This is a genomic window from Pirellulales bacterium (assembly GCA_035533075.1).
Lineage (GTDB): Bacteria > Planctomycetota > Planctomycetia > Pirellulales > JAICIG01 > DASSFG01.
In genome coordinates, this window is sequence record DATLUO010000174.1 from 54391 (window position 1) to 74151 (window position 19761).

Sequence of the window (19761 nt, forward strand, 5' to 3'; positions counted from 1 at the left end):
GGGTTTTTTTTGCGACGTCTGGTGGCTGCGATCGGCAGGGCCGTTTGCAGAGCCGGAATGCGTGTTTTACGATACGGATTCCTCCAAACCACTAGAGAGACCGATGAAACGACACGCCCCTCGTTGCTTTCTGGCCGTCTGCCTGCTCGTTGGCACCGGCCTGCACGCCCTCGCGGCCGACCAATGGGTCGCCTACAGGAGCAAAGACGGCCCCGGCAAAGGAAAGAAAATCGTCCTGGTTTCCGGCGACGAAGAGTATCGCTCGGAGGAAGCGTTGCCCATGCTGGCCAAAATCCTCAGCCAGCGGCACGGCTTCGACTGTACGGTCCACTTCGCCGTCGATCCGCAGACCGGCATCATCAACTCCAACAACCAGAACAACATTCCGGGCCTGGAGCAGCTCGACGACGCCGACCTGATGATCATCGCCACACGGTTCCGCGAGCTGCCCGACGATCAGATGAAACACATCGTCGATTTCATCAACGCCGGCAAACCGGTGATCGGCCTGCGCACCGCCACCCACGCCTTCAGCTACTCGAAGAAGAAAGACAGCCCCTACCTCGATTGGAGCTTTTCCAGCTCGAAGTGGCCGGGCGGGTTCGGGCGACAGATTCTGGGCGACACCTGGATCAGCCATCACGGCCACCACGGCAAAGAGGCCACGCGAGGTATCATCAACGAGCGGCAGAAGGACGCTGTGGTGCTGCGCGGCGTGAGCGACGTGTTCGGCCAGACCGATGTCTACGGCGTCAAGAACCTCACGCCCGATGCCCAGGTCTTGCTCTATGGTCAGGTGGTGGCGGGCATGAAGCCGAGCGACCCGCCCGTCGAAGGCGAAAAGAACAACCCCATGATGCCGCTGGCCTGGCTCAAGGCGTACACCGCCCCGTCGGGCAAAGCGGGCCAGGCGTTCTGCACGACGATGGGCGCCTCGATCGACTTTACCAGCGAGGGGCTGCGGCGGCTGATTGTCAACGCGGCGTATGATCTCACCGGGCTGGGCGACAAGATTCCGGAGAAGAATGACGTCGAGATCGTCGGCACGTTCGAGCCGTCTTTTTTTGGCTTCAAGAACACGGAATACTGGCAGCAGAAGGCCCTCAAGCCGGCCGATTTTGCCTTGGAAGCCGACGGCGGTGATCGGGCATCCGCGGCCGCCGGCCTCGATCTTAAGAAGGGCGACCATATTTCGATCATCGGCAACACGCTGGCCGAGCGGATGCAGCACGATGGATGGATGGAGACGCTCGTTCATGCCCGGTTCCCGGAACATCGGCTCACGTTCCGCAACCTGGCTTTTTCGGCCGACGAACTGACCATTCGCCAGCGATCGGAAGGGTTCGGCAGCCCCGATGAATGGCTCACCAAGACCAAGGCCGACGTGGTGTTCGCCTTCTTCGGGTTCAACGAATCGTTCGCCGGCAAGCAGGGCCTGGAGAAGTTCAAGCAAGACCTGGACGGCTTCGTCAAGCACACGCTGGGGCAAAAGTACAACGGCCAGAGCGCGCCGAAGCTGGTGCTCTTTTCTCCCATCGCCCATGAAGACCTGCACGATCCAAACTTGCCCGACGGCAGCGAGAACAACGCTCGGCTGAAGATTTACACGCGGGCGATGGCCGAAGTGGCCAAGGCCAATGGCGTGGCGTTCGTCGATCTGTTTCAGCCGACGTTGGAAATCTACCGGGAGGCTGACGCCTCCCGCTCGCCGGCCTCGGCGAGCGGCACGCGTAAACGTGCCGGTAGGTCCCTTACCATGAACGGCATCCACCTGACGGAAGATGGCAACGCCGAACTGGCCGACGTGATCGTACAGGCGCTCTTTCCAGACCAGAAGCCGCAACTGAGCGATGAAGCGCTCACCAAGCTCCGCGAGGCCGTCAACGGCAAGAACTTCTATTGGTTCCATCGCTACCGCACGACCGACGGCTATTCGAGCTACGGCGGCCGATCGTATCTGAAATTCGTCAACGGCCAGACGAACCGCGAAGTGATGATGCGCGAATTGGAAGTGCTCGACGCGATGACCGAGAACCGCGATAAGCGCGTCTGGGAGATGGCACAAGGACGTGATCTCAAAGTCGACGACGGCAACACGCCACCCTTCATTCCGGTGGTCACGAACAAGCCCGGCCCCGGTCCCAACGGCGAGCACGTCTTTCTCGGCGGTGAAGAAGCCATCGGCAAGATGACGATCGGCAAGGGACTGAAGGTCAATCTGTTCGCCAGCGAGGAGACGTTTCCTGAAGTCATCAATCCCGTGCAGATGGCCTTCGACACCCACGGCCGGCTGTGGGTCGCCGCCTGGCCGAACTACCCGCACTGGAAGCCCAAGGAGGAGATGAACGACAAGCTGCTGATCCTGGAAGACACCGACGGCGACGGCAAGGCCGATAAATGCAAGACATTCGCCGATCATTTGCACAACCCGACCGGCTTCGAGTTCTGGGGCGGCGGTGTGTTGGTGGCGATGGCCCCCGACCTGCTGTTTCTCAAAGACACCGACGGCGACGACCGGGCCGACGTGCGCTTGCGCGTGTTGCACGGACTCGACTCGGCCGACACGCACCACACGGCCAACAGCTTCGTGCTCGATCCGGGCGGAGGTCTCTACTTCCAGGAAGGCGTGTTCCATCGTACGCAGGTCGAAACGCCCTATGGCCCGCAGCGCAACACCGACGCCTGCGTTTGGCGGTTCGAGCCGCGCACGTTCAAGTTCGAGCGGTACGTGCCCTACGGCTTTGCCAATCCGCACGGCCACGTGTTCGATCGCTGGGGCCAGGACATCGTTCACGACGGCACCGGCGCCCAGCCCTATCACGGGGCGATTTTTTCGGGCTACGTCGAGTTCCCGCAAAAGCACCCGCATGCGCCGCAAGTATATAACCAGCGGACGCGGCCCTGCCCGGCCACCGAGATCCTGTCGAGCCGCCACTTTCCCGACGAGATGCAAGACAACCTGCTGGTGGGCAACGTGATCGGCTTTCAGGGCATCTTGCGCTACCGGCTTGAAAACAAGGGATCGAGCATCGCCGGCACCGAGTTGGAACCGTTTTTGTCGTCGAGCGACCCGAACTTTCGCCCGTCGGATTTTGAAATCGGCGCGGACGGCGCGCTCTATTTCACCGACTGGCAGAATCCGATCATCGGCCATATGCAGCACAACTTGCGGGATCCCAGCCGCGACCGCAAGCACGGCCGCGTCTATCGCGTGACCTACGAGGGCCGCAAGCTCAGCCCCTCGCCCAAGATCGCGGGCGAGCCGGTCGAAAAGTTGCTCGACCTGCTCAAGCAGCCAGAAAACCGCGTGCGTTACCGCGCTCGCATCGAGCTAAGCGGACGGCCGTCGGCAGACGTGCTGGCGGCGCTTAAGCCGTGGTTGCAACGACTCAGTCCGGCCGACAGCGGCTACGAGCATCATCTGCTGGAGGCCCTGTGGCTGCACCAGCAACACAACGTGGTCAATGTCGATCTTCTCAAGCAGGTGCTCGCGGCGAAAGATGGCGATGCCCGTGCCGGGGCCACGCGCGTGCTTTGCTATTGGCGCGACCGCGTGCCGCAGGCCCTCAACGAGGTTAAGAAGCTGGCCGCCGACGAAGACCCGCGCGTGCGCTTGCAGGCGGTGCGGGCGGCGAGCTTCTTCCGCGTGCCCGAAGCGTTCGAGGTGGCGTTGGTCGCGCAGCAAGCCACGAGTGATCCGTACCTCGACTATGCGCGCGACCAGACCATGAAGTCGCTCGAGCCGCTCTGGAAGCAGGCGCTGGCCGAGAAGCGCGAGATTCCGCTGACGACCGAAGCCGGCGCGAGCTTCTTGCTCAAGCACCTTTCGCTCGATCAGCTTCTGTCGAAAGAACGATCGCGGCCGGTCTACTACGAACTGCTGTTCCGGCCGGGCGCGCGCGACGAATATCGCCGCGAGGCATTGGCCGGCCTGGCGAAGCTCGACAAGAAGAGCGAGCTCGACGTGCTGCTCGACGCCATCCATCGGATCGACAACAAAGAAGACGACCGCGATGAGAGCGTCGTGTTCGACCTGGTGCGGCTGCTGACCGCTCGCAACGCCGAGCAGCTCGCGGCCGTGCGCGGCCAGATCGAAAAGCTGGCCACGGCATCGAAGCAGCCGATCATCCGCCAGGTGGCCTTCTCCGCGTTGATCGCCATCGACGGCTCGCCCGACAACGCCTGGAAGCTGGGCACGACGAGCCTGCCGGCGCTGTACGACCTGACGAGCGCGGTGCCGCTGGTCAGCGATCCCAGTTTAAGGGCACGTCTCTATCCGCTGGTCGAACCGCTGCTGCAAGGGCTGCCTGAGCCGCTGGCCCACGCCAAGCAGAGCACGGGCACGCTTGGCCGCTATGTACGGATCGAGCTGCCGCGTAAAGGGACGCTCACTTTGGCCGAAGTCGAGATCTACAGCGGCGGCCGCAACGTCGCCCGGCATGGCAAGGCGACGCAAAAGAATACGGCCTACGGCGGCGACGCCGCGCGGGCCATCGACGGCAACACCAGCGGCCTGTTCGGCATGAACGGCCAGACGCACACGCAGGAGAACACGCCCGAACCGTGGTGGGAAGTCGATCTGGGCGAGACGTATCCCGTGGAGCGGATCGTGATCTACAACCGCGGCGACGGCGACCTGGGCAAGCGGCTCGAAGGGTTCACCTTGCGTGTGCTCGATTCGTCCAGGCACGAAGTGTTCAAACGTGGCGGCGTTGCCGCGCCGGACCGCAAAGTGCAGTTCGACCTGGAAGGTGGGGGCGGCGACACGCTGGTCCGCCGCGCCGCGATGAACGCGCTCACCTACGTTCGCGGCCAGGAGGCCAAGACGTTCGACACGCTGGCTGCCTTGGTACTTCATAGTGAGAAAGGCGCATCCGCCGACCTGCTGCCCGCCATCCGCGCCATGCAGCGCATCGGCCGCCAATACTGGAACAAGCAGCAAGTCAAGCCGCTGCTGGCTGCGGTCGTGCCCGCCGTCCGCGGCCTGCCGGTGGAAGACCGCACCAGCGAGTCGGCGCTCGATGAGCTCGAATTTGCCGACGCATTGGCATCGCTGCTGCCGATCGACGAAGCCCGCCGGATTCGCGGCGAGCTGCGCGAGTTGGGCGTGCGGGTGATCAAGCTCGGCACCTTGCCCGAACGCATGTCGTACGATCAGGACGTGATCGCCGTGGCGGCCGGCAAGCCGGTGCAGTTCCTGCTCGACAATCCGGACCTGATGCCGCACAACTTCGTGATCGTGCGGCCGGGTTCGCTGGAAGAAGTCGGCCTGCTGGGCGAATCGACGGCGCAGCAGCCCGGCGCGCTGGAGCGGCAGTACGTGCCGCCCTCGAACAAGATTCTCCTGGCCAGCCGGCTTTTGCAGCCCCGCGGCTCGCAACGTCTGACGTTCAATGCGCCGACCAAGCCCGGCGTCTATCCTTACGTTTGCACCTTTCCGGGCCACTGGCGGCGGATGTACGGCGCGCTGTATGTGGTCGACGATCTCGATCAGTATCTGGCCGGGCCGGAAGCCTATCTGGCGGCCCATCCGCTGGAAATCAAGGACGAGTTGCTGAAGGACCGGAGGCTGCGGACGGAATGGAAGTTCGACGAGTTGGCGGTGGCGGTCGAGGATCTTTCGTCGGGCCGTTCTTTCGGCGACGCCAAACAGATGTTTACCGTGGCGAGTTGCGTGGCCTGCCACAAGCTGAACGGCGTGGGGACGGAGATCGGCCCCGACCTATCGAAGCTCGAAGCGAAGTATCAGCCGGTCGATATTCTCAAAGAGATTCTCGACCCCTCGGCCAAGATCAACGAGAAATTCCAGACCTACACGTTCCAGCTCGATTCCGGTAAGACGGTCACCGGGCTGGTGCTGGAGGAGACGGCCGACGCGGTGAAGGTGATCGAGAACCCCTTGGCCAAGGCCGAGCCGGTGGTGCTGAAAAAATCGGAGATCGACCAGCGCGAGAAGGCGAAGACGTCGATCATGCCCAAGGGCCTGCTGGACAAGCTCACGCGCGACGAGGTTTTGGACCTGATCGCCTACATCGCCGCCCGCGGCGACAAGAGCAGCAACCTGTTCAAAGGCGGCGACGGGCACGAGCACCATCACTAATCTGGTATGGACAGAAAAATTACTGACAGAAAAATGTGTCTAACCGTGCGACACTGGTAGCAGAGGGGATCTCGCGCGTTGTGGATAATTGAGTTGCTCCGTCACTACCGCCAACTTGGTCCGATATGTTGGGATGACGAGGACCCCGGTTGCATATTACAGTAGATAAGGCTAAAGGGTGTTACTTCGGCCGCGCGCGATTCTCATTTTTCTGTCAGTAATTTTCTGTCTTTCCATGCCCGTTGCCGTCGACGCAGAGCTAACAAGGCTGTCCCAAGACCGTAGCCAGCTCCTGAATTATCTGCTTCTGACCGAGCTGGGGCACGGCAAAGTCGTGAACTTCCGCCCGCCAACGGTGCAACACGAATTCGTTAACACCGAGTCTGATTCGTCAAGACCGCATAGTGTTCGAGATCGACGACAGCCGGTGGCGTCCCGACGGTTCCGCATCATTCGACTTGCAACGAGGCTTGATTGCGATGCTGCGAGATGTGGGCGTGGGCCTCGTTTGCAGCTTTACAGAGAAGCCATTATCCACTGGTTGGGTGGGCACGCTTTGGCGCTGCGAGAAGTCGACGTCGTCGGACGTGCAGGCAGAATTGGCACGCATCAGATGACTTGTACGTCCGAAGGCGCGGGTATCTGCATCACGGCCCTCAAGCCACAAGACTTGGCGACGTTCGAGGACCAATACCACCGGCTCGCCGCCCATCTCGACTTGAATGCCATCCATTGGATCAACATTTCCCGCTCGTTGGTGACGTTTCACTCGCTTGACGGGAGGAAGCACAGTAACTAAAGACAGAAAGATTACTGAGAGAAAAATCTCCTGATCGGGGCGGCGATATCATCACGCCCGAACCAGGCCTCAACCAGCCGGATAAGGACGTTATTCATTGGGTGCTCGCGCTGGACTGTCGCGGCCTTGCAGCAAGAACAATATCGCCATGCTCGTGGCAAGGTGCGGGTCGTCTTCGGCGTGCCCGGTGCCTTTCCATGAGCCATCGAGCTGCTGCAAGTTGAGCAGCGTCTTCGATCCATCATCGAACCAGTCGTGCTCGCCGAATCTCGCCTTACCGGAAATCCGCCCGGCCTTGGCAAGTGCGAGCAAGTAATAGAATTGCCACCCCTGCCCGCGGATGCCTGGGTTCCCATCAACTCTGAAATTCCGCGCCAACCAGGCCGCCGCGTTTTCAATGGACTTGGCGGCCGGTTGGTCGGGCTTGTCTTCGCCCAACACTTTCGCCGCCGCGGTCACGCAATACAGCCCCTGGCTGGTCATGCTGCCCGTGCCGCCCAGACCGGGCTTGTATCCCCAGGAGCCGTTGTTGTTCTGCGTGTTTACATAATAATCGAGCGTTCGCCGCCAGACCGCGTTTGCGGTTTTTACGCCGACCCGGTCCGCTTCGTACAACGCCGCGACGGCGAAGGCCGTGTTCGAGTTGTCGCCCCGCGCTTGAGGGTAGCCCCAGGCGCCGGTGAACGGCCCCTGCTGCTTCTGCTGCAAGGCGAGCCATTCGACATTGCGCTCGATTGTCTTCCGATGGGTCTGAGGGCCAGCGGCGCAGAACACGAGCGTTTGAACTGCGGTACTGTAAGTCATGCTTGGCTGCAAGGGCCCAAGGTGAGCGAGTGTGAGCCGGAGGGAAGGATCGTCCGGTTTTATTCCATGCTTGAGCAGGGCAAGCGTACACAGCCCCGTGATGCCGCCGGGATAACCGACCGGATCGGGCCAGAAGCCGTCAGCCTTTTGTTGGCCTCTGAGAAAACGAATGCCACGGTCGATCGCCTGGTCGATGGCCGATGGTTGCTCGTCGTTGCCTGCCGCACCCGTCGCTGACGGACCGTCGGCGTTCGCCGCTGCGTCGGCGGACGGCGGTGGATCTTTTTCTTCAGGCGCGGTCGAGGCGTCGTCGGATGGCTGGCGGTCCGTGGCAGGCGGAGGCGATACCTCTCGTGCCTCAACGACAACCGGCGTATGCGGATTGCCGGGCATGGCCACCGTCAGCCGCTGGCCCGGCAACACCAGGCACAACGCGGCGGCGGCCATCAACCAGTAGCGGAGCGGCGTTCGGCTGCGAGCGGCAACGTTCGATCGCATGATGTGTTCGATTCGCCGTTGCGTGACGTCGGCCGCACGCATGCCCGGAAACGCCGGCAGCACCGGCGATCGCCGCTTCACACGCAGCACATCCAGCAAACATTGAGCATACGACGCCGGCGGGCAATCCAGCGCCGCCAGCACGGCTTCGTCGCACGAACGCTCTCGCTCTCGCGTGACCGCCCGGCAGATGCACCAGACGAGTGGATGGAACCACCACACGACCTGCGTCGCGAACTGAAACACGCCCACGTAAAGATCGCCGCGGCGAATGTGAATCATCTCATGGGCAAGCACCATCGCCAGGTCTTTCGTGTCGCGGCCGGCAAGCAACCGCAGCGGTACGACGACCGTCGGCCGCCACAGGCCAAACACGCCAGGTCCGGTCGACGTCGAGGTCACGACAACCGTTGGCCGCCGTCGCAAGCCAAGCCGAGCGGCGATTTCGCCCACCAGGCCCTCCAAGCGACTGTGGTCGGGGGCCGGCACCGCACGAATGCCGCTTCTCCATCGCCATCCATCGACGCACGCCCGGACCAGGAAACCGACGGCCCCCGCAAGCCAAGCCGTGAAGAACACGAGCGCCGTGACCGTGCGGCCGTTCATGGCTTCTGCTTGTGTCAACGGACGCGATGGAACATTCGCGGGCGCAGCGTCTGCGGTCTGATCGGGCCGTCGCTCCGTCGGTGAGGCTGCGATCGCAGGAGCACTCGCGGACGCCGCCAGCGACGGACCTTCGCGGGACTGCTCGCTGCTCGCCGGCGCCAGGTTGATCTGCGGCGGCCAACAAAAAATGCCGCCGTAACTGCTCCAGACGGGCGGCACCCAACATTTCAGCAAGACCACCAGCCCGACGAGATAAGCAAGCTGCGGCCGGCGATGGCATGCGAAGCGCAGGACCGCTGCGGCCAAGAGCGCCACCAAGGTCACTTGCCAGAGTTGCCGGCAGGCCAATTCGACGATTGGGTGCAGATCGGTGGTCATTGTTTGCGCTCCTTGAGCTCGTCGAGCGTGCGTTGCAGCCGCTCGATTTCTTCGTCCGACAGGCCGCGATCGTTGATCAACTGCTCGACCAGAGGTAGCGGCTGGCCGTCGAACACGCGGTCCAGAAAATCGCGCACGACCTCGCCGACGACGCGGTCCGGCTCGACGCGCGAGCTGTAGATATTGGCGCGGCCCCGCTGGCGCACGCGCAAGTAGCCTTTGGCTTCCAGCCGCCGGAGGTAAGTCTGAACGGTGGCGAAATCGAGACCGCGCTCGCGGGGCAAGGCTTCAAGCACTTGCCGCACGGTGGCCTCGCCCAAGCGCCACACGATGCGGGCCAGTTCCAGTTCCGACTTTGCCAACGGCGGACGTTTCGGCATGCGAGCACCCATGAATACGTTCAATTGAACGCATTGTAGCGTTCAATTGAACGCCGTCAAGAGTGCCGCCAAAGATTTCCCGACCAATGCCTGGCCGCCGCGTTTGAAACGATGAATCGGCCCAGCGAGCCATGCACCGGCTTGCGCGTCGTTCATTGTCGAACCCGGGAGATGCTGGCAAACACTCCTTGGCGTTTCGCCGCTGATCGCGGTACACTAACCTAATAGACATGAGCGCGGGGCGCCCGCTCGAAAGGCACTCGCTGGGACATCGTGCAGATGGCGAAAGATGCAAGCGACCCACAGCAAAAAATCGAACAACAGATCAAGAACGCAGGCTTGCCGACGCACGGTGTTGCGCCCTTCCGTCCAGCATTCGACAAGAACAAGAAGGGAGAACTGATCGTCAAGAAGGCCCGAGTCGAGCACGGACCGAGAATAGGGAAGTACGGATACGTCGACACGCAGGGGAGAATCTGGATCAAGGACCGGGCGCACGGAAAGTATCCCGATCATTGGGATGTGCAAGAGAACGGCGGCAAGCTCGGACGAACGAGAGTCGATTCGGACGGCAACATTCTGCCGTGAGACCGACGCGCCGCCCGACCCATCAAGAGAGAAAAAATGGCCATCCCCCGTGAACGCAGAACGAAAGCCGGTGCCCCGCCACGGGAACTAGGTCTTACCGCAATCGGATCATCGGGCCCGTGGGAAATCGCCGTTGACGAAAGCACGTCGGGTCCGAATCGATGGTTTGCGCAAATCGAGGGGCCGTCGATCTACCTTCGCTTTGAGATCGCATCGCTGGAAATCGTCGAAGAGATCCTTGAATTCTTGGCCCGCTCGGCAGGCGAGAACGGCGGCCACGGGCACGAATCGCCCTCGGACTCGCTGGCAATCAGTGGGGGCAAGTCGGAAGTGCTTCTGCTGCGCGACGATGAGTTCAGCGACCGGTTTTTTCTCGTCATCCAGCCAAGCAAGGGGCCGTTAACTCGATTGACCATTGCGGGCGACGACCTGACGCACGTGCTTGCGGCGTTGCGGCAGGTGGCGGAAGACCTGCGCTGAGTCAGGCCGTCATCCGCTCCCACAGCAGCCGATAGTATTTCATCACGCGGACCGGATCGGCGGTCGGCGAGCCCTCTTCGACGAGCGTCCAACCATCGAAGCCGGCGCCCTTCAGCAGGCCGAATAACGGCTGCCAGGGGTAATCGCTAATCAGATCGTGGATGTGGATGGTGCCCAGCCGGTTTTTCACCAGGTTGAAGTTGTGCTCCAGACCCTGACCGGCCAGGTCGGCCGGGTTGCAATTCCAGCAGACCGTTGCGCCCGGATGATCGGCGACGTTCATGATCGTTTGGATGTGTTCGAGCTTATCGGTGCCGTGCCCGTGTATTTCCAGCCGCAAGACAACGCCGTAGCCTTCGCCGAAGGCGGCCAGCTCGCCAAGCGTTTTGCCGATCTGTTCGAGCGTCTTGGCCACGGGCACGTCTTTGGGCAGGCCGTTGGGCCGCACCTTGACGCCCGACGCTCCGCAATCGTGGGCCAGTAGGATGAAGGCCTTGGTCTGGTCGATGTTCTTTTGCAGCGTGGTCCGGTCGGGCGAGTGATATTCGCAGGTGCTGCCGAAACCGACCAATTCCACGCCCGACTCGCGGAACACGTCGGCCACCCGCTTCCGTTCGTCGGCCCCCAGCGAGGGTTCGACGCCGTGTTTGTGCCCGGTGCGCAGCTCGACGCCCGCAAAACCGGTCGTTCGGCAGTTTTTGATGACGGTGGGCAGATCCCACTCGGCGCCCCACATGTAGGTGACAAGTCCGAGTTGCATGGGAGGATTCAGGGTTCAGGTTCAGGTTCAGGCTATGGGTGCAAGGCACGGCGGTCTGGGTCAGCATAACCCGCGGCATCGCCAATTTCGAGTCTGGCAGGTAAATAGGCTCGGCCGACCTCCGCTCCCTGAACCCTGAACCCCGAACCCTGAACCCATTTTTTGGTTGCGGAGCGGGCAAAGTCTGATACGATGAAATTCGTGTTAGCGAAACAACCCCGCGGTGGCCGGTCGCCAAGCCGGAAGCCGAGGAAACGAGTTCTGTGAGTTTTTTGCGACTGGATCGGTTGCAGGTAGCGAGAACCAGCTTACAACGAAGTCGGGCCGAACGATGCACTTACTGATTATCCTCTTGCAGCAGTTGCTCGGAATGCTTCCGGGCTCCAAGACGGTTCCTCAGGCGGAAGTCGTCCGCAACGGCGGCGCGAACCCCAATTCGGGCGAGCCTGACGCGTGCGGCGGCATTGCGATGCCCCATTGCGGCTGGATGACACCGTTTGAAGCATTTTACGGCGCCCTAGCTCGGCCGACGATCCCGTCGGCCGCGCCCCGGCGTCTATCACGCCTTTGTATAGCGGCGCTGCGCGCCCGTTGGCCGATGGCCGAGGGGGGCGCCGTGCCGCGCCGGACCGCCCAGGCTGAAACGGTCTAACGGTTTCTCTCGCGCTGTCGCCGTTTTGTCGTGATACGCAGGCTGCCCGTTCGGGCGGCCCGCTCGTTCTCTCTGTGCCGCCGTTGGCCCCCGCGGTTCGCTTTCACTCGTTGAGTCGGTCACCGGGCCGTCTGCGCCACGACTTGCTTTGGCCCAGACCGGCGATGGAACGAGGAAGCCATGATTGGAACGCCGGGCATCATCATTCTGATTGTCGCCACCTTCGCGGCCAGCGTGCTGCTGTTGAAGGGCTACGACTATCTGCGCCAGAAAGACGCCGAGACCCGCGCCCGGGAAACCGTCGAGAAGGCCGATCGCGAGATTGATGCCCGACGCCGCGAGGCCGAGCTGGAGATCAAGGAAACGGCCATCCTGCAGCGGGCCGAAGGCGAAAAGGAGATGAGCGTCCTGCGGCAGGAGCTGCACGAGCGCGAACGCCTGCTGGACAAGCGGCAAGATGCTCTGGAACAGCAGGCCGACCAGCTTCGCAAGCAGGAGAAGATGGTCGAGAACAACCAACGCAAGCTGGCCGATCGCATCGAAGAAACGACGCGCCGTCAGGACGAGCTGGGCAAGCTGCTGGAGGAGCAGCGGCGCGCCCTGCACCACATCAGCGCACTCAGCCAGGAGGAAGCCACGCGGCGGCTGTTGAGCATGCTCGACGCCGAGCTGCAACATAAGTCGGGCGCGATCATCATGCGGCACGAAAAGCAGATGGCCGACATCTGCGAAGAGAAGTCGCGCGAAATCCTGCTCACGGCCCTGCAGCGCTACGCCGCCGCTCACACCGCCGAAAGCACCACCAGCACCGTCGACATTCCCAACGACGACATGAAGGGACGGATTATCGGCCGCGAGGGGCGCAACATCCGGGCCTTCGAGAAAGCGACCGGCGTCGACGTGATCATCGACGATACGCCGGGCGTGGTGATCGTCAGCGGCTTCGACATGGTCCGCCGCGAGGTTGCCCGGATCGCGCTGGCCAAGTTGATCGCCGACGGCCGCATCCATCCCTCGCGCATTGAAGAGGTGGTGGTCGCGACGCAGGCGGAGCTGGAGCAGCACTTGCAGAAGCTCGGCCAAGAAGCGGCCCACGAGGCCGACGTGCCGGGCCTGCACGAACGTGTGATTCATCTTCTCGGCCGGCTGCGGTTCCGCACCAGTTACAGCCAGAACGTGCTGCGGCACTCGATCGAAGTGGCCTTTCTCACCGGCATGCTGGCCGAAGAGATCGGCCTCGACCCGCGGTTGGCGCGCCGTTGCGGCCTGCTGCACGACATCGGCAAGGCGGCCGACCATGAGGCCGAAGGGGGCCATCCCAAGATCGGCGCCGATCTGCTCAAGCGTTACGGCGAAGGGCCGGAAGTGGTGCATGCCGCGCTGGGCCATCACGACGACCTGCGCCTCGAAAACCCCTATACGGTCTTGGTGGCCGCGGCCGATGCGTGCAGTGCCTCGCGTCCCGGCGCCCGCCGCGAGACGCTGGAGCGTTACATCAAGCGGATGGAAGAACTGGAAACGATCGCCGGCGGCTTTCCCGGCGTCGAACAGGCCTTCGCCATTCAGGCCGGCAGGGAACTGCGGGTGCTCGTCCGCTCGAAAGACACCACCGACGCCAGCGCCGCCAAAATCTGCTTCGATATCGCCAAGGCGTTCGAGGATCAACTGACTTATCCGGGCGAAATCAAGGTGACGGTGCTTCGCGAGTCGCGGTTTACGGAGATTGCTCATTGAGACTTCTGCTCATTGGCGACATTGTCGGCAAGCCGGGCCGCCAGATCGTGGTGCAGGCGGTGCGCGGGCTGATCGAACGCGAACATCTCGATCTGGTGGTCTGCAATGCGGAAAACATCGCCGGCGGTTCGGGCATCACGCCGGAGCTCTATCGCGAGTTGATCGCCGCGGGCGTCGACGGCATTACCCTGGGCGACCATATCTACCGCCGCCGCGAGATCAACCCGGTGCTGGAATCGGCCGGCAACATCGTCAAGCCCGCGAATTTTCCGCCGACGGCCCCAGGCCGTGAGTTCATGATCCTGCCTGCCCGAAACGGCGTTTCGGTGGCGGTCGTCAGTCTGCTGGGCCGGGTGTTTATGCGGCCGGTCGACTGTCCCTGGGCGGCGGCCGACCGCGTGCTGGCCCAGCTTCCCGCCGAGGTGAAGGTGATCCTGGTCGACTTTCACGCCGAGGCCACCAGCGACAAGCAGGTGATGGGCCGCTATCTCGACGGGCGCGTTTCGGCCGTGTTGGGAACGCACACGCACGTGCCGACGGCCGACGAGCAGATTTTGCCGGGCGGGACCGCCTTTCAATGCGACGTGGGCATGACCGGCCCGCACGAAAGCATTTTGGGCCGCCGCATCGACCGCGTGATGGAGACCACCCGCACCTTCAACCCCACGCATTTTGACGTGGCCACGGGCGACGTGCGCCTCAACGGCAGCATCGTCGACGTCGATCCCGCGACCGGGCGCGCTTTGGCCATCCAGCGGCTCTGTTTCAAGGGTGAGATATAACCCACAGGACCGCTTACACGCCACAGGCAAAAGGCTGATTCCATTGAGCACCGAATGGGAGCGTGTGCGCGAATTCCCGTCGGGCCTTCGCGAGCGGTGCGCCGCCGACGGCGGCTACGTGGCCATCGTGGAGGTCTGCGGTTTCAACGACTGGCTGTTGAAGTTGCTGCCGGAGTACGGCTGCCGCGACGTCGTGCTGATTCAAGCGGACGAGCGCAGTCGCGAGAATACGGACCGTCGCGACGCGAGCCGGTTGAGCGAGTTGCTGTGGATCAACCGCCGCTGCCGGGTCCCGGCGCGCCGGGGTTGCCCGCCGTGTCGTTCTGGCCGTTCTGGCCCGCTCGCGCCGCCGCTGTCCTGGCCCGAGTCGCGCCAAGGGCCATCGGCGCGTCGGCGCCGACCGTTGTGAGCGGCCGGCGCCGACGCAGCCGATCGGTCACTTCACGACTGCTTGCTGATGAATGGATTGTCAAAGAACGCGGTGCGCCGCGAGCCCCCTCGCGACGCTACTGGCCCCTCATGGCTGCCTCTGTTGATTCGCAAATTGGACCCATCCCGCGTACTGTGTCCTAATGCACCACCTTGGGCCACAGCGACCAGTTGTCGCGGTACTTGTCGAGCGAGATTCCGTTGCACTCGACGCCGTGTTGGCTGAAGGAGATGTGCAGCACGATGCGGCGGCCGTGGTCGGTGAGGTGGCCGACGCCCTGGAACTCCCAGAGATATTCCAGTTCGCTGCGTGAAATGACGAGAAACTCGCGTCGGCCGTCGGGGTGCATGAGGACCAGCACGTAGTTCAGATCGGGCTGTCGGGGCGTCCGCAACTGGTCCAGCGAGATGTTGAACGCTCCCGACACGCGTTTCTTTCCTTTGCCGGTGGCGCTTTTGACCTGCACGCGGTACAGCAGGCCGCTGCGGTCGTGGACCACGTAAAGATCGTCGCCGCGGTCGACTTCGGGCACGGCCACGTTATAGCCGCGCTCCAGCAGCACGGCCAGCACGGCCATTTGTCCGCTCCGACCGACATAAGGGTTCTGCCTGCTCGACATCGTTTTTCATCTCCATCGACAAACGCGACATTCTGCGACACGCCGATAACGTATCATAAGTACATTATCATTGCAAGCACTCAACAGAGAAGTGTTCGTGTTTTATCACCGGCCTGCCTGCCGCCGGGGTTGGCCGGCGAGCGGGGATTTCGGGGTGCCATTCGCAGGTGCCCCGGCGGTCTGGTAGAATAATGGTGCATAGCAAGCAAGGGGGTTGTTCCGAAAGTAGTGCCTTGGCGACACGACCACAGGTTCCCATCATGACCACCGTAGGCCAGGCGATTGACGAGCTGCTGCTCGCTATCGAGTGCTTCACCCCCGACGATTGCAAAGACCAGTACATCATTTCCCGCTTTGAAATAGGACCCGGCAATTCGTTCGCCACAGCACGGCGACTGGATTACCGATAACCAAGCGCGGCGAACCGTTCGCTTTTCTCCACGGCCCACTCGTCGGCCTCCGCCTTTTTGCGATACGCTTTCAAAAACGCCGATGCCTTCCCCAGGTCGCGAAGCTGTTCATAAACCGTTACGAGCCGCCGGAGAATCGCCGGGCGGCCGGGAAAATCGCGATTCAACTGCAGGAGGACCTCGCATGCTTCATTGAACCGCGCTTGCAGACCAAGAATTGAGGCCCTTTTAAACAACAAGTCGGGCGTCTCGCCCTCCTCGGCAATCATCTGGTTCAGTAATCGTTCCGCGCGATCGACGTTTCGTGTCTCCAAGCAGCATTTGAGCGCGAGTTGCTTGATGTCGCGTTGAACGGTCGAGGGGGTCTCTACAAGACGCGGATTCTCGTCGAGATATTTCAGGCAGTCGAAATATCGCCCGTCTCGCGCGGCGGCATTGAGCATCATTAAGAACGCGTGGGCATCGCCCGACGCCTCGAATTCCAAGCGGGCCGCGTTTTCCGCCGATTTGTAGTCCGACTTTTCCAGATATCCGACCACATCCGACGACCAATCGGCCACCGCGCGTTTGAAAACCGAGTGCGTTTTCTCAGCCACGTAGTCGAGCTGTGCCCGCCGGGCCTTTTCTGTTGCGCGGATCAATTCGCCGACCGACGTCCAGCGGTCGTTCGGATCGCGGGCCATGGCCCGCAAAATGACTTCCTCCAGCGCCGGACATACCGAGCTGTTGATTTCTCTGGGACGCGGAAAAGGCGCGTAGCGTGCCACCTGGCTCAGCGTATCATGCGGCAGCCGCGAGGTGACCAGATGGTAGAGCAGCACTCCCAGGCTGTAGATGTCGGCCTTGAAGACCTGCTCCTTGTTCTTTCCGCGCAGCGTGATGCCGGCAACTTCCGGTGCGGAGTATAGGATCGTGCCTCCGTTCTCCCTGGTCCGCGCATACATGTCCTCCGGCAAGACGCTGCTGCCGAAGTCGGTGACCTTGGCCCGATCTCCGGCAATCAGCACATTCTGCGGTTTGATGTCGCCGTGCGACATACCGAGGTCGTGTAGGTAACGAACGCCGTCGAGTACCTGCAGGTACAGCGACAACAGCCTGGCATAGCTTGTAACGAAGCCTTGGTCGCCTTCGTCCAGCAAACGGGCCAGCGTATCGCTGGGAAAGTACTCCATCTCGATCACATACCATTCACGCTCCGGCGGGACTCGGTCCATCCAATAAACCCGCACGACGTTCGGATGGGCGTCGAGGCCAATCAGCCGCTTTCCTTCGGCCAAATCTTCGTTTTTCGCGCCCTGTTCGCGGGGAATCTTGACGGCTACAATCTCGCTGTCTTCCAGCCGCTGCGCGCTCCACACCGTGCCGTGCGTGCCTTCCCCCAAGCATTCCATCAGTTCATAGCGATCACCCAGGCGTCGGTCGGCCCGCGGAATGAAAAAGCGATTGCGTTGGCTCATTCGGTCCCTCGCTCGATCATTTGCCAGAGTCGCCACGTGCCATCGGCCGTTTGCCGCAACACGGTTTGGAAGATCAGCAATCGACAGCTCGAACTGCCGGCGACGCGTTCCTTGGCGGCAGTTTCGAACCCGCTGCGCACGCGCTCTTTCATCGCCCGATGATCGGGAAGCGTGGCCACGCTCTTCGTCCAGTAGGCAAGCACGAGCGCGCCGGCCGCTTGTTCCCAGCGGTGATGTGCCAGCAGCAAGTTGCTCACCTTCGCCATCAGCTTGCCTTCATCGATCGCACCGGCGTACCGCTCGAACTCAACGAGCACGCTGGGACGGACTGAATCTCTGCTGTACCAGGCCGAATCGCTCCGCACGTCAAGGCCGACATGCGCATAAGCTCCGCGAAGCGGCGGCGGCATTTCAACAAATGCCTGATAGCCCAATCGCTGCCCCAGCGAGGTCCAATAGGTCACGCCGGCACTATGCAGCGTGCATGAATAATCGGCGAGCCCGCGGTCGGTCCACAACGGCAGCACCTCGCGCGCAACCGCCAGCGACGCACACTCTTCGGTCAACCGTCTTCGCAGCTCGTCAATCACCAAATCGCCCCCACACCTTCAGCACGTCGGGTGATTCCCCGCCATGAATCAGCGCCTTGGCGCCGATTTTCACTAGCAAGGGCGCCGCGATCGAACGGCCGAAAATCAGCGCCTCTCCGGTTGAAAGGCTGGGCAACTCATCCAGGTCGGCCTGGCTTACCATGTCGGACGTCTTGGCAATGAACCGCTGGTCGTCGGGATTCTTCAGCCGCATCGTAATCAAGGTGTTGCACTGCGAGGTAACGTCGGGATCGAGCTTCGACGGCCGCTGGCTGACGATGGCAAATCCGACACCAAACTTGCGTCCCTCACTGGCAATCTTCTTGATGATCCGATGACTCACGGCGCTTTCGCCCGCCGGCGCAAAGTTGTGCCCTTCTTCGTAGACCAAAAAGGCCGGCCGAATCGGGTCGGTCTTGCTCGACGCCGCCTGCAAAATCTCGCTGGAGATCAGGGCCGTGACAATCTGCTTGGCCGTATCGCTCAGCCCTTGCAGGTCGACCACCGCCAGCCGTCCCTTTCGCTCCGACGGCCGCCCGACCATCTGGTAAATGTCGGTCGGCGCCGCCAGCGCCGCCGAATAGAATGCCTGCGCCTCGGCGAGCACGCGCGCCAGCTTCAGCGATGCGACTGCGGCACTGCGGCCGTTGAGCGCGGTCGCTTCGGCCTGGCTCAACTGGTCCCATTCCTTCAGCTCTTCGAGTCCGTCGCCCAGCAGGTGCCGCAGCCGATTGATGTCACGCGGTTCCGTCTTGTCGATCAGCCGCCAATACCGAATGGCGACGTCGAGCACGCGTTGTTGCGGCTCGGTCAGTCCCGGCAGGATTTCGCTGATATCGTCCATTTCGAAATGGTCGAATTGCAAGGCCAGCTCCCGATTGACCCCCGCGTATTTGTGCCGGAACGAGGCATGTTGCGGCGTGAACGCGGCGATCCCCGCACCCGCTTCCGCCAGGCGGCGAAACATCTGCTGAATCTCGGGAATCCGCCGCTGATCGCGCACGTCGTCGATCGCGTCGGCGTCGGTGTTGAAATTCAGCTTGCCTGCTTGCAACGCACGGCCGTACTCACCGTGCGGATCGAACACCACCACGCTGCCGTTGTGCAGCGCCACCAGCCGCTCGATGATTCGACCCACCGTGTACGATTTGCCGGCGCCCGTCATCGCCAACACGGCCAAGTGCTCGGTGACCAGCCGGTTGATATCAAGGAATACCGGCACGACGTTCTCGCCGCGGTCATAGCCCACCAGATTTCCAATGTGCAGGCCCGTCTGCTCGTCGAACTCGTAGAATTTACTGAGAAAGTGATAATCGACCGTCTGCACCTTGGCGCCCGGATCGAGCGGCCGCCGTGGAATGCGGATTTGACCGGTCGTCGGGTCGTTGAAACCGACCAGCTCGATGCGGCCCAACACGCTCTCGCCGGTCACACGTGCACCAGGCATCAACTCCAATTCGGTTACCGAGTTCCCCATGCCGGCGTCATAGAGAGCGTTCGTGCGCGCGATGCTCACGATTCGCCCCAGCACGTCGCACGACGGCTCGTCCGGCCGCTCTTGATGCGAAACGCGCACAAACTCGCCGCGGCGGCCCGCCATCGAAGAGGTCATGACCATTGTCAATCTCGCGGGGTCGCCCGTATTGCCCACCAGCTTGCCCAACACCTGATGTTTCATTGATTGCTTCCTGTCG

At 62.3% G+C, this 19761-nt stretch carries 16 protein-coding genes; 9 read left to right on the forward strand and 7 right to left on the reverse strand.

Translation table 11 applies throughout. The features are described 5' to 3' along the window. Positions 1-103 precede the first annotated feature (103 nt). The 3 genes from VNH11_21640 (at position 104) to VNH11_21650 (ending at position 6899) form a co-directional block, all read left to right on the forward strand. Positions 104-6100 (forward strand): PVC-type heme-binding CxxCH protein, encoded by a 5997-nt coding sequence (locus VNH11_21640; protein HVA48980.1) that lies wholly within the window; start codon positions 104-106, stop codon positions 6098-6100. Between the two features lie 404 nt (positions 6101-6504). Then, positions 6505-6717, forward strand: a complete 213-nt coding sequence (locus tag VNH11_21645; GenBank protein HVA48981.1) for a hypothetical protein — start codon at positions 6505-6507, stop codon at positions 6715-6717. After that, positions 6714-6899, forward strand: coding sequence for a hypothetical protein (locus tag VNH11_21650; protein HVA48982.1), 186 nt, complete (start codon positions 6714-6716; stop codon positions 6897-6899). Before VNH11_21645 ends, VNH11_21650 begins: the two co-directional genes overlap by 4 nt. 90 nt (positions 6900-6989) lie before the next feature. On the opposite strand, the gene VNH11_21655 is transcribed toward VNH11_21650, so the two are convergent. Together VNH11_21655 and VNH11_21660 are read right to left on the reverse strand one after the other, a co-directional pair. Then, the gene (locus tag VNH11_21655; protein HVA48983.1) at positions 6990-9185 is read right to left on the reverse strand and encodes a M56 family metallopeptidase; all 2196 of its coding nucleotides are present in this window, start codon (positions 9183-9185) and stop codon (positions 6990-6992) included. Beyond that, positions 9182-9565 carry a BlaI/MecI/CopY family transcriptional regulator gene (locus VNH11_21660; protein ID HVA48984.1) on the reverse strand — a complete coding sequence of 128 codons (384 nt, stop codon included), beginning with the start codon at positions 9563-9565 and terminating at the stop codon, positions 9182-9184. The genes VNH11_21655 and VNH11_21660 overlap by 4 nt, the downstream gene beginning before the upstream one ends. Positions 9566-9844: 279 nt before the next feature. Here VNH11_21660 and VNH11_21665 point away from each other — a divergent pair, with 279 nt between their 5' ends. Next, a complete protein-coding gene (locus VNH11_21665) occupies positions 9845-10153 on the forward strand; it encodes a hypothetical protein (GenBank protein ID HVA48985.1) in 309 nt (102 codons plus the stop codon). 36 nt (positions 10154-10189) lie between these two features. Continuing rightward, positions 10190-10633, forward strand: coding sequence for a hypothetical protein (locus VNH11_21670; GenBank protein ID HVA48986.1), 444 nt, complete (start codon positions 10190-10192; stop codon positions 10631-10633). 1 nt (position 10634) lies between these two features. On the opposite strand, the gene VNH11_21675 is transcribed toward VNH11_21670, so the two are convergent. Next, positions 10635-11393, reverse strand: coding sequence for a TIM barrel protein (locus VNH11_21675; protein HVA48987.1), 759 nt, complete (start codon positions 11391-11393; stop codon positions 10635-10637). Positions 11394-12225: 832 nt separating this feature from the next. Between VNH11_21675 and rny the strand changes: the two genes are divergently transcribed. From rny to VNH11_21690, 3 genes are read left to right on the forward strand one after another with little or no spacing between them, the layout of a single operon-like run. Then, on the forward strand, positions 12226-13779 hold the full coding sequence (gene rny / locus VNH11_21680) for a ribonuclease Y (GenBank protein ID HVA48988.1): 1554 nt from the start codon (positions 12226-12228) through the stop codon (positions 13777-13779). Next, positions 13776-14561, forward strand: coding sequence for a TIGR00282 family metallophosphoesterase (locus tag VNH11_21685; protein ID HVA48989.1), 786 nt, complete (start codon positions 13776-13778; stop codon positions 14559-14561). The genes rny and VNH11_21685 overlap by 4 nt, the downstream gene beginning before the upstream one ends. Positions 14562-14604: 43 nt before the next feature. Continuing rightward, positions 14605-14970 carry a hypothetical protein gene (locus tag VNH11_21690; protein ID HVA48990.1) on the forward strand — a complete coding sequence of 122 codons (366 nt, stop codon included), beginning with the start codon at positions 14605-14607 and terminating at the stop codon, positions 14968-14970. 160 nt (positions 14971-15130) lie between these two features. Here the strand turns inward: VNH11_21690 and VNH11_21695 are convergent, their stop codons facing one another. Beyond that, positions 15131-15610, reverse strand: coding sequence for a hypothetical protein (locus VNH11_21695; GenBank protein ID HVA48991.1), 480 nt, complete (start codon positions 15608-15610; stop codon positions 15131-15133). Positions 15611-15870: 260 nt separating this feature from the next. Here VNH11_21695 and VNH11_21700 point away from each other — a divergent pair, with 260 nt between their 5' ends. Then, a complete protein-coding gene (locus VNH11_21700; protein HVA48992.1) occupies positions 15871-16020 on the forward strand; it encodes a hypothetical protein in 150 nt (49 codons plus the stop codon). Here VNH11_21700 and VNH11_21705 read toward each other — a convergent pair. Genes VNH11_21705 through VNH11_21715 form a run of 3 tightly spaced genes read right to left on the reverse strand, consistent with a single transcriptional unit; the run spans position 16011 to position 19745 of the window. Then, the gene (locus tag VNH11_21705; GenBank protein ID HVA48993.1) at positions 16011-17477 is read right to left on the reverse strand and encodes a serine/threonine-protein kinase; all 1467 of its coding nucleotides are present in this window, start codon (positions 17475-17477) and stop codon (positions 16011-16013) included. The two genes, VNH11_21700 and VNH11_21705, sit on opposite strands and share 10 nt — an antisense overlap. Further along, entirely contained in the window at positions 17474-18067 is a 594-nt protein-coding gene (locus VNH11_21710) for a hypothetical protein (protein ID HVA48994.1), read from the reverse strand. Before VNH11_21710 ends, VNH11_21705 begins: the two co-directional genes overlap by 4 nt. After that, complete coding sequence (locus tag VNH11_21715; GenBank protein HVA48995.1) at positions 18060-19745, reverse strand: ATP-binding protein; 1686 nt, start codon at positions 19743-19745, stop codon at positions 18060-18062. Before VNH11_21715 ends, VNH11_21710 begins: the two co-directional genes overlap by 8 nt. Positions 19746-19761: the final 16 nt, after the last annotated feature.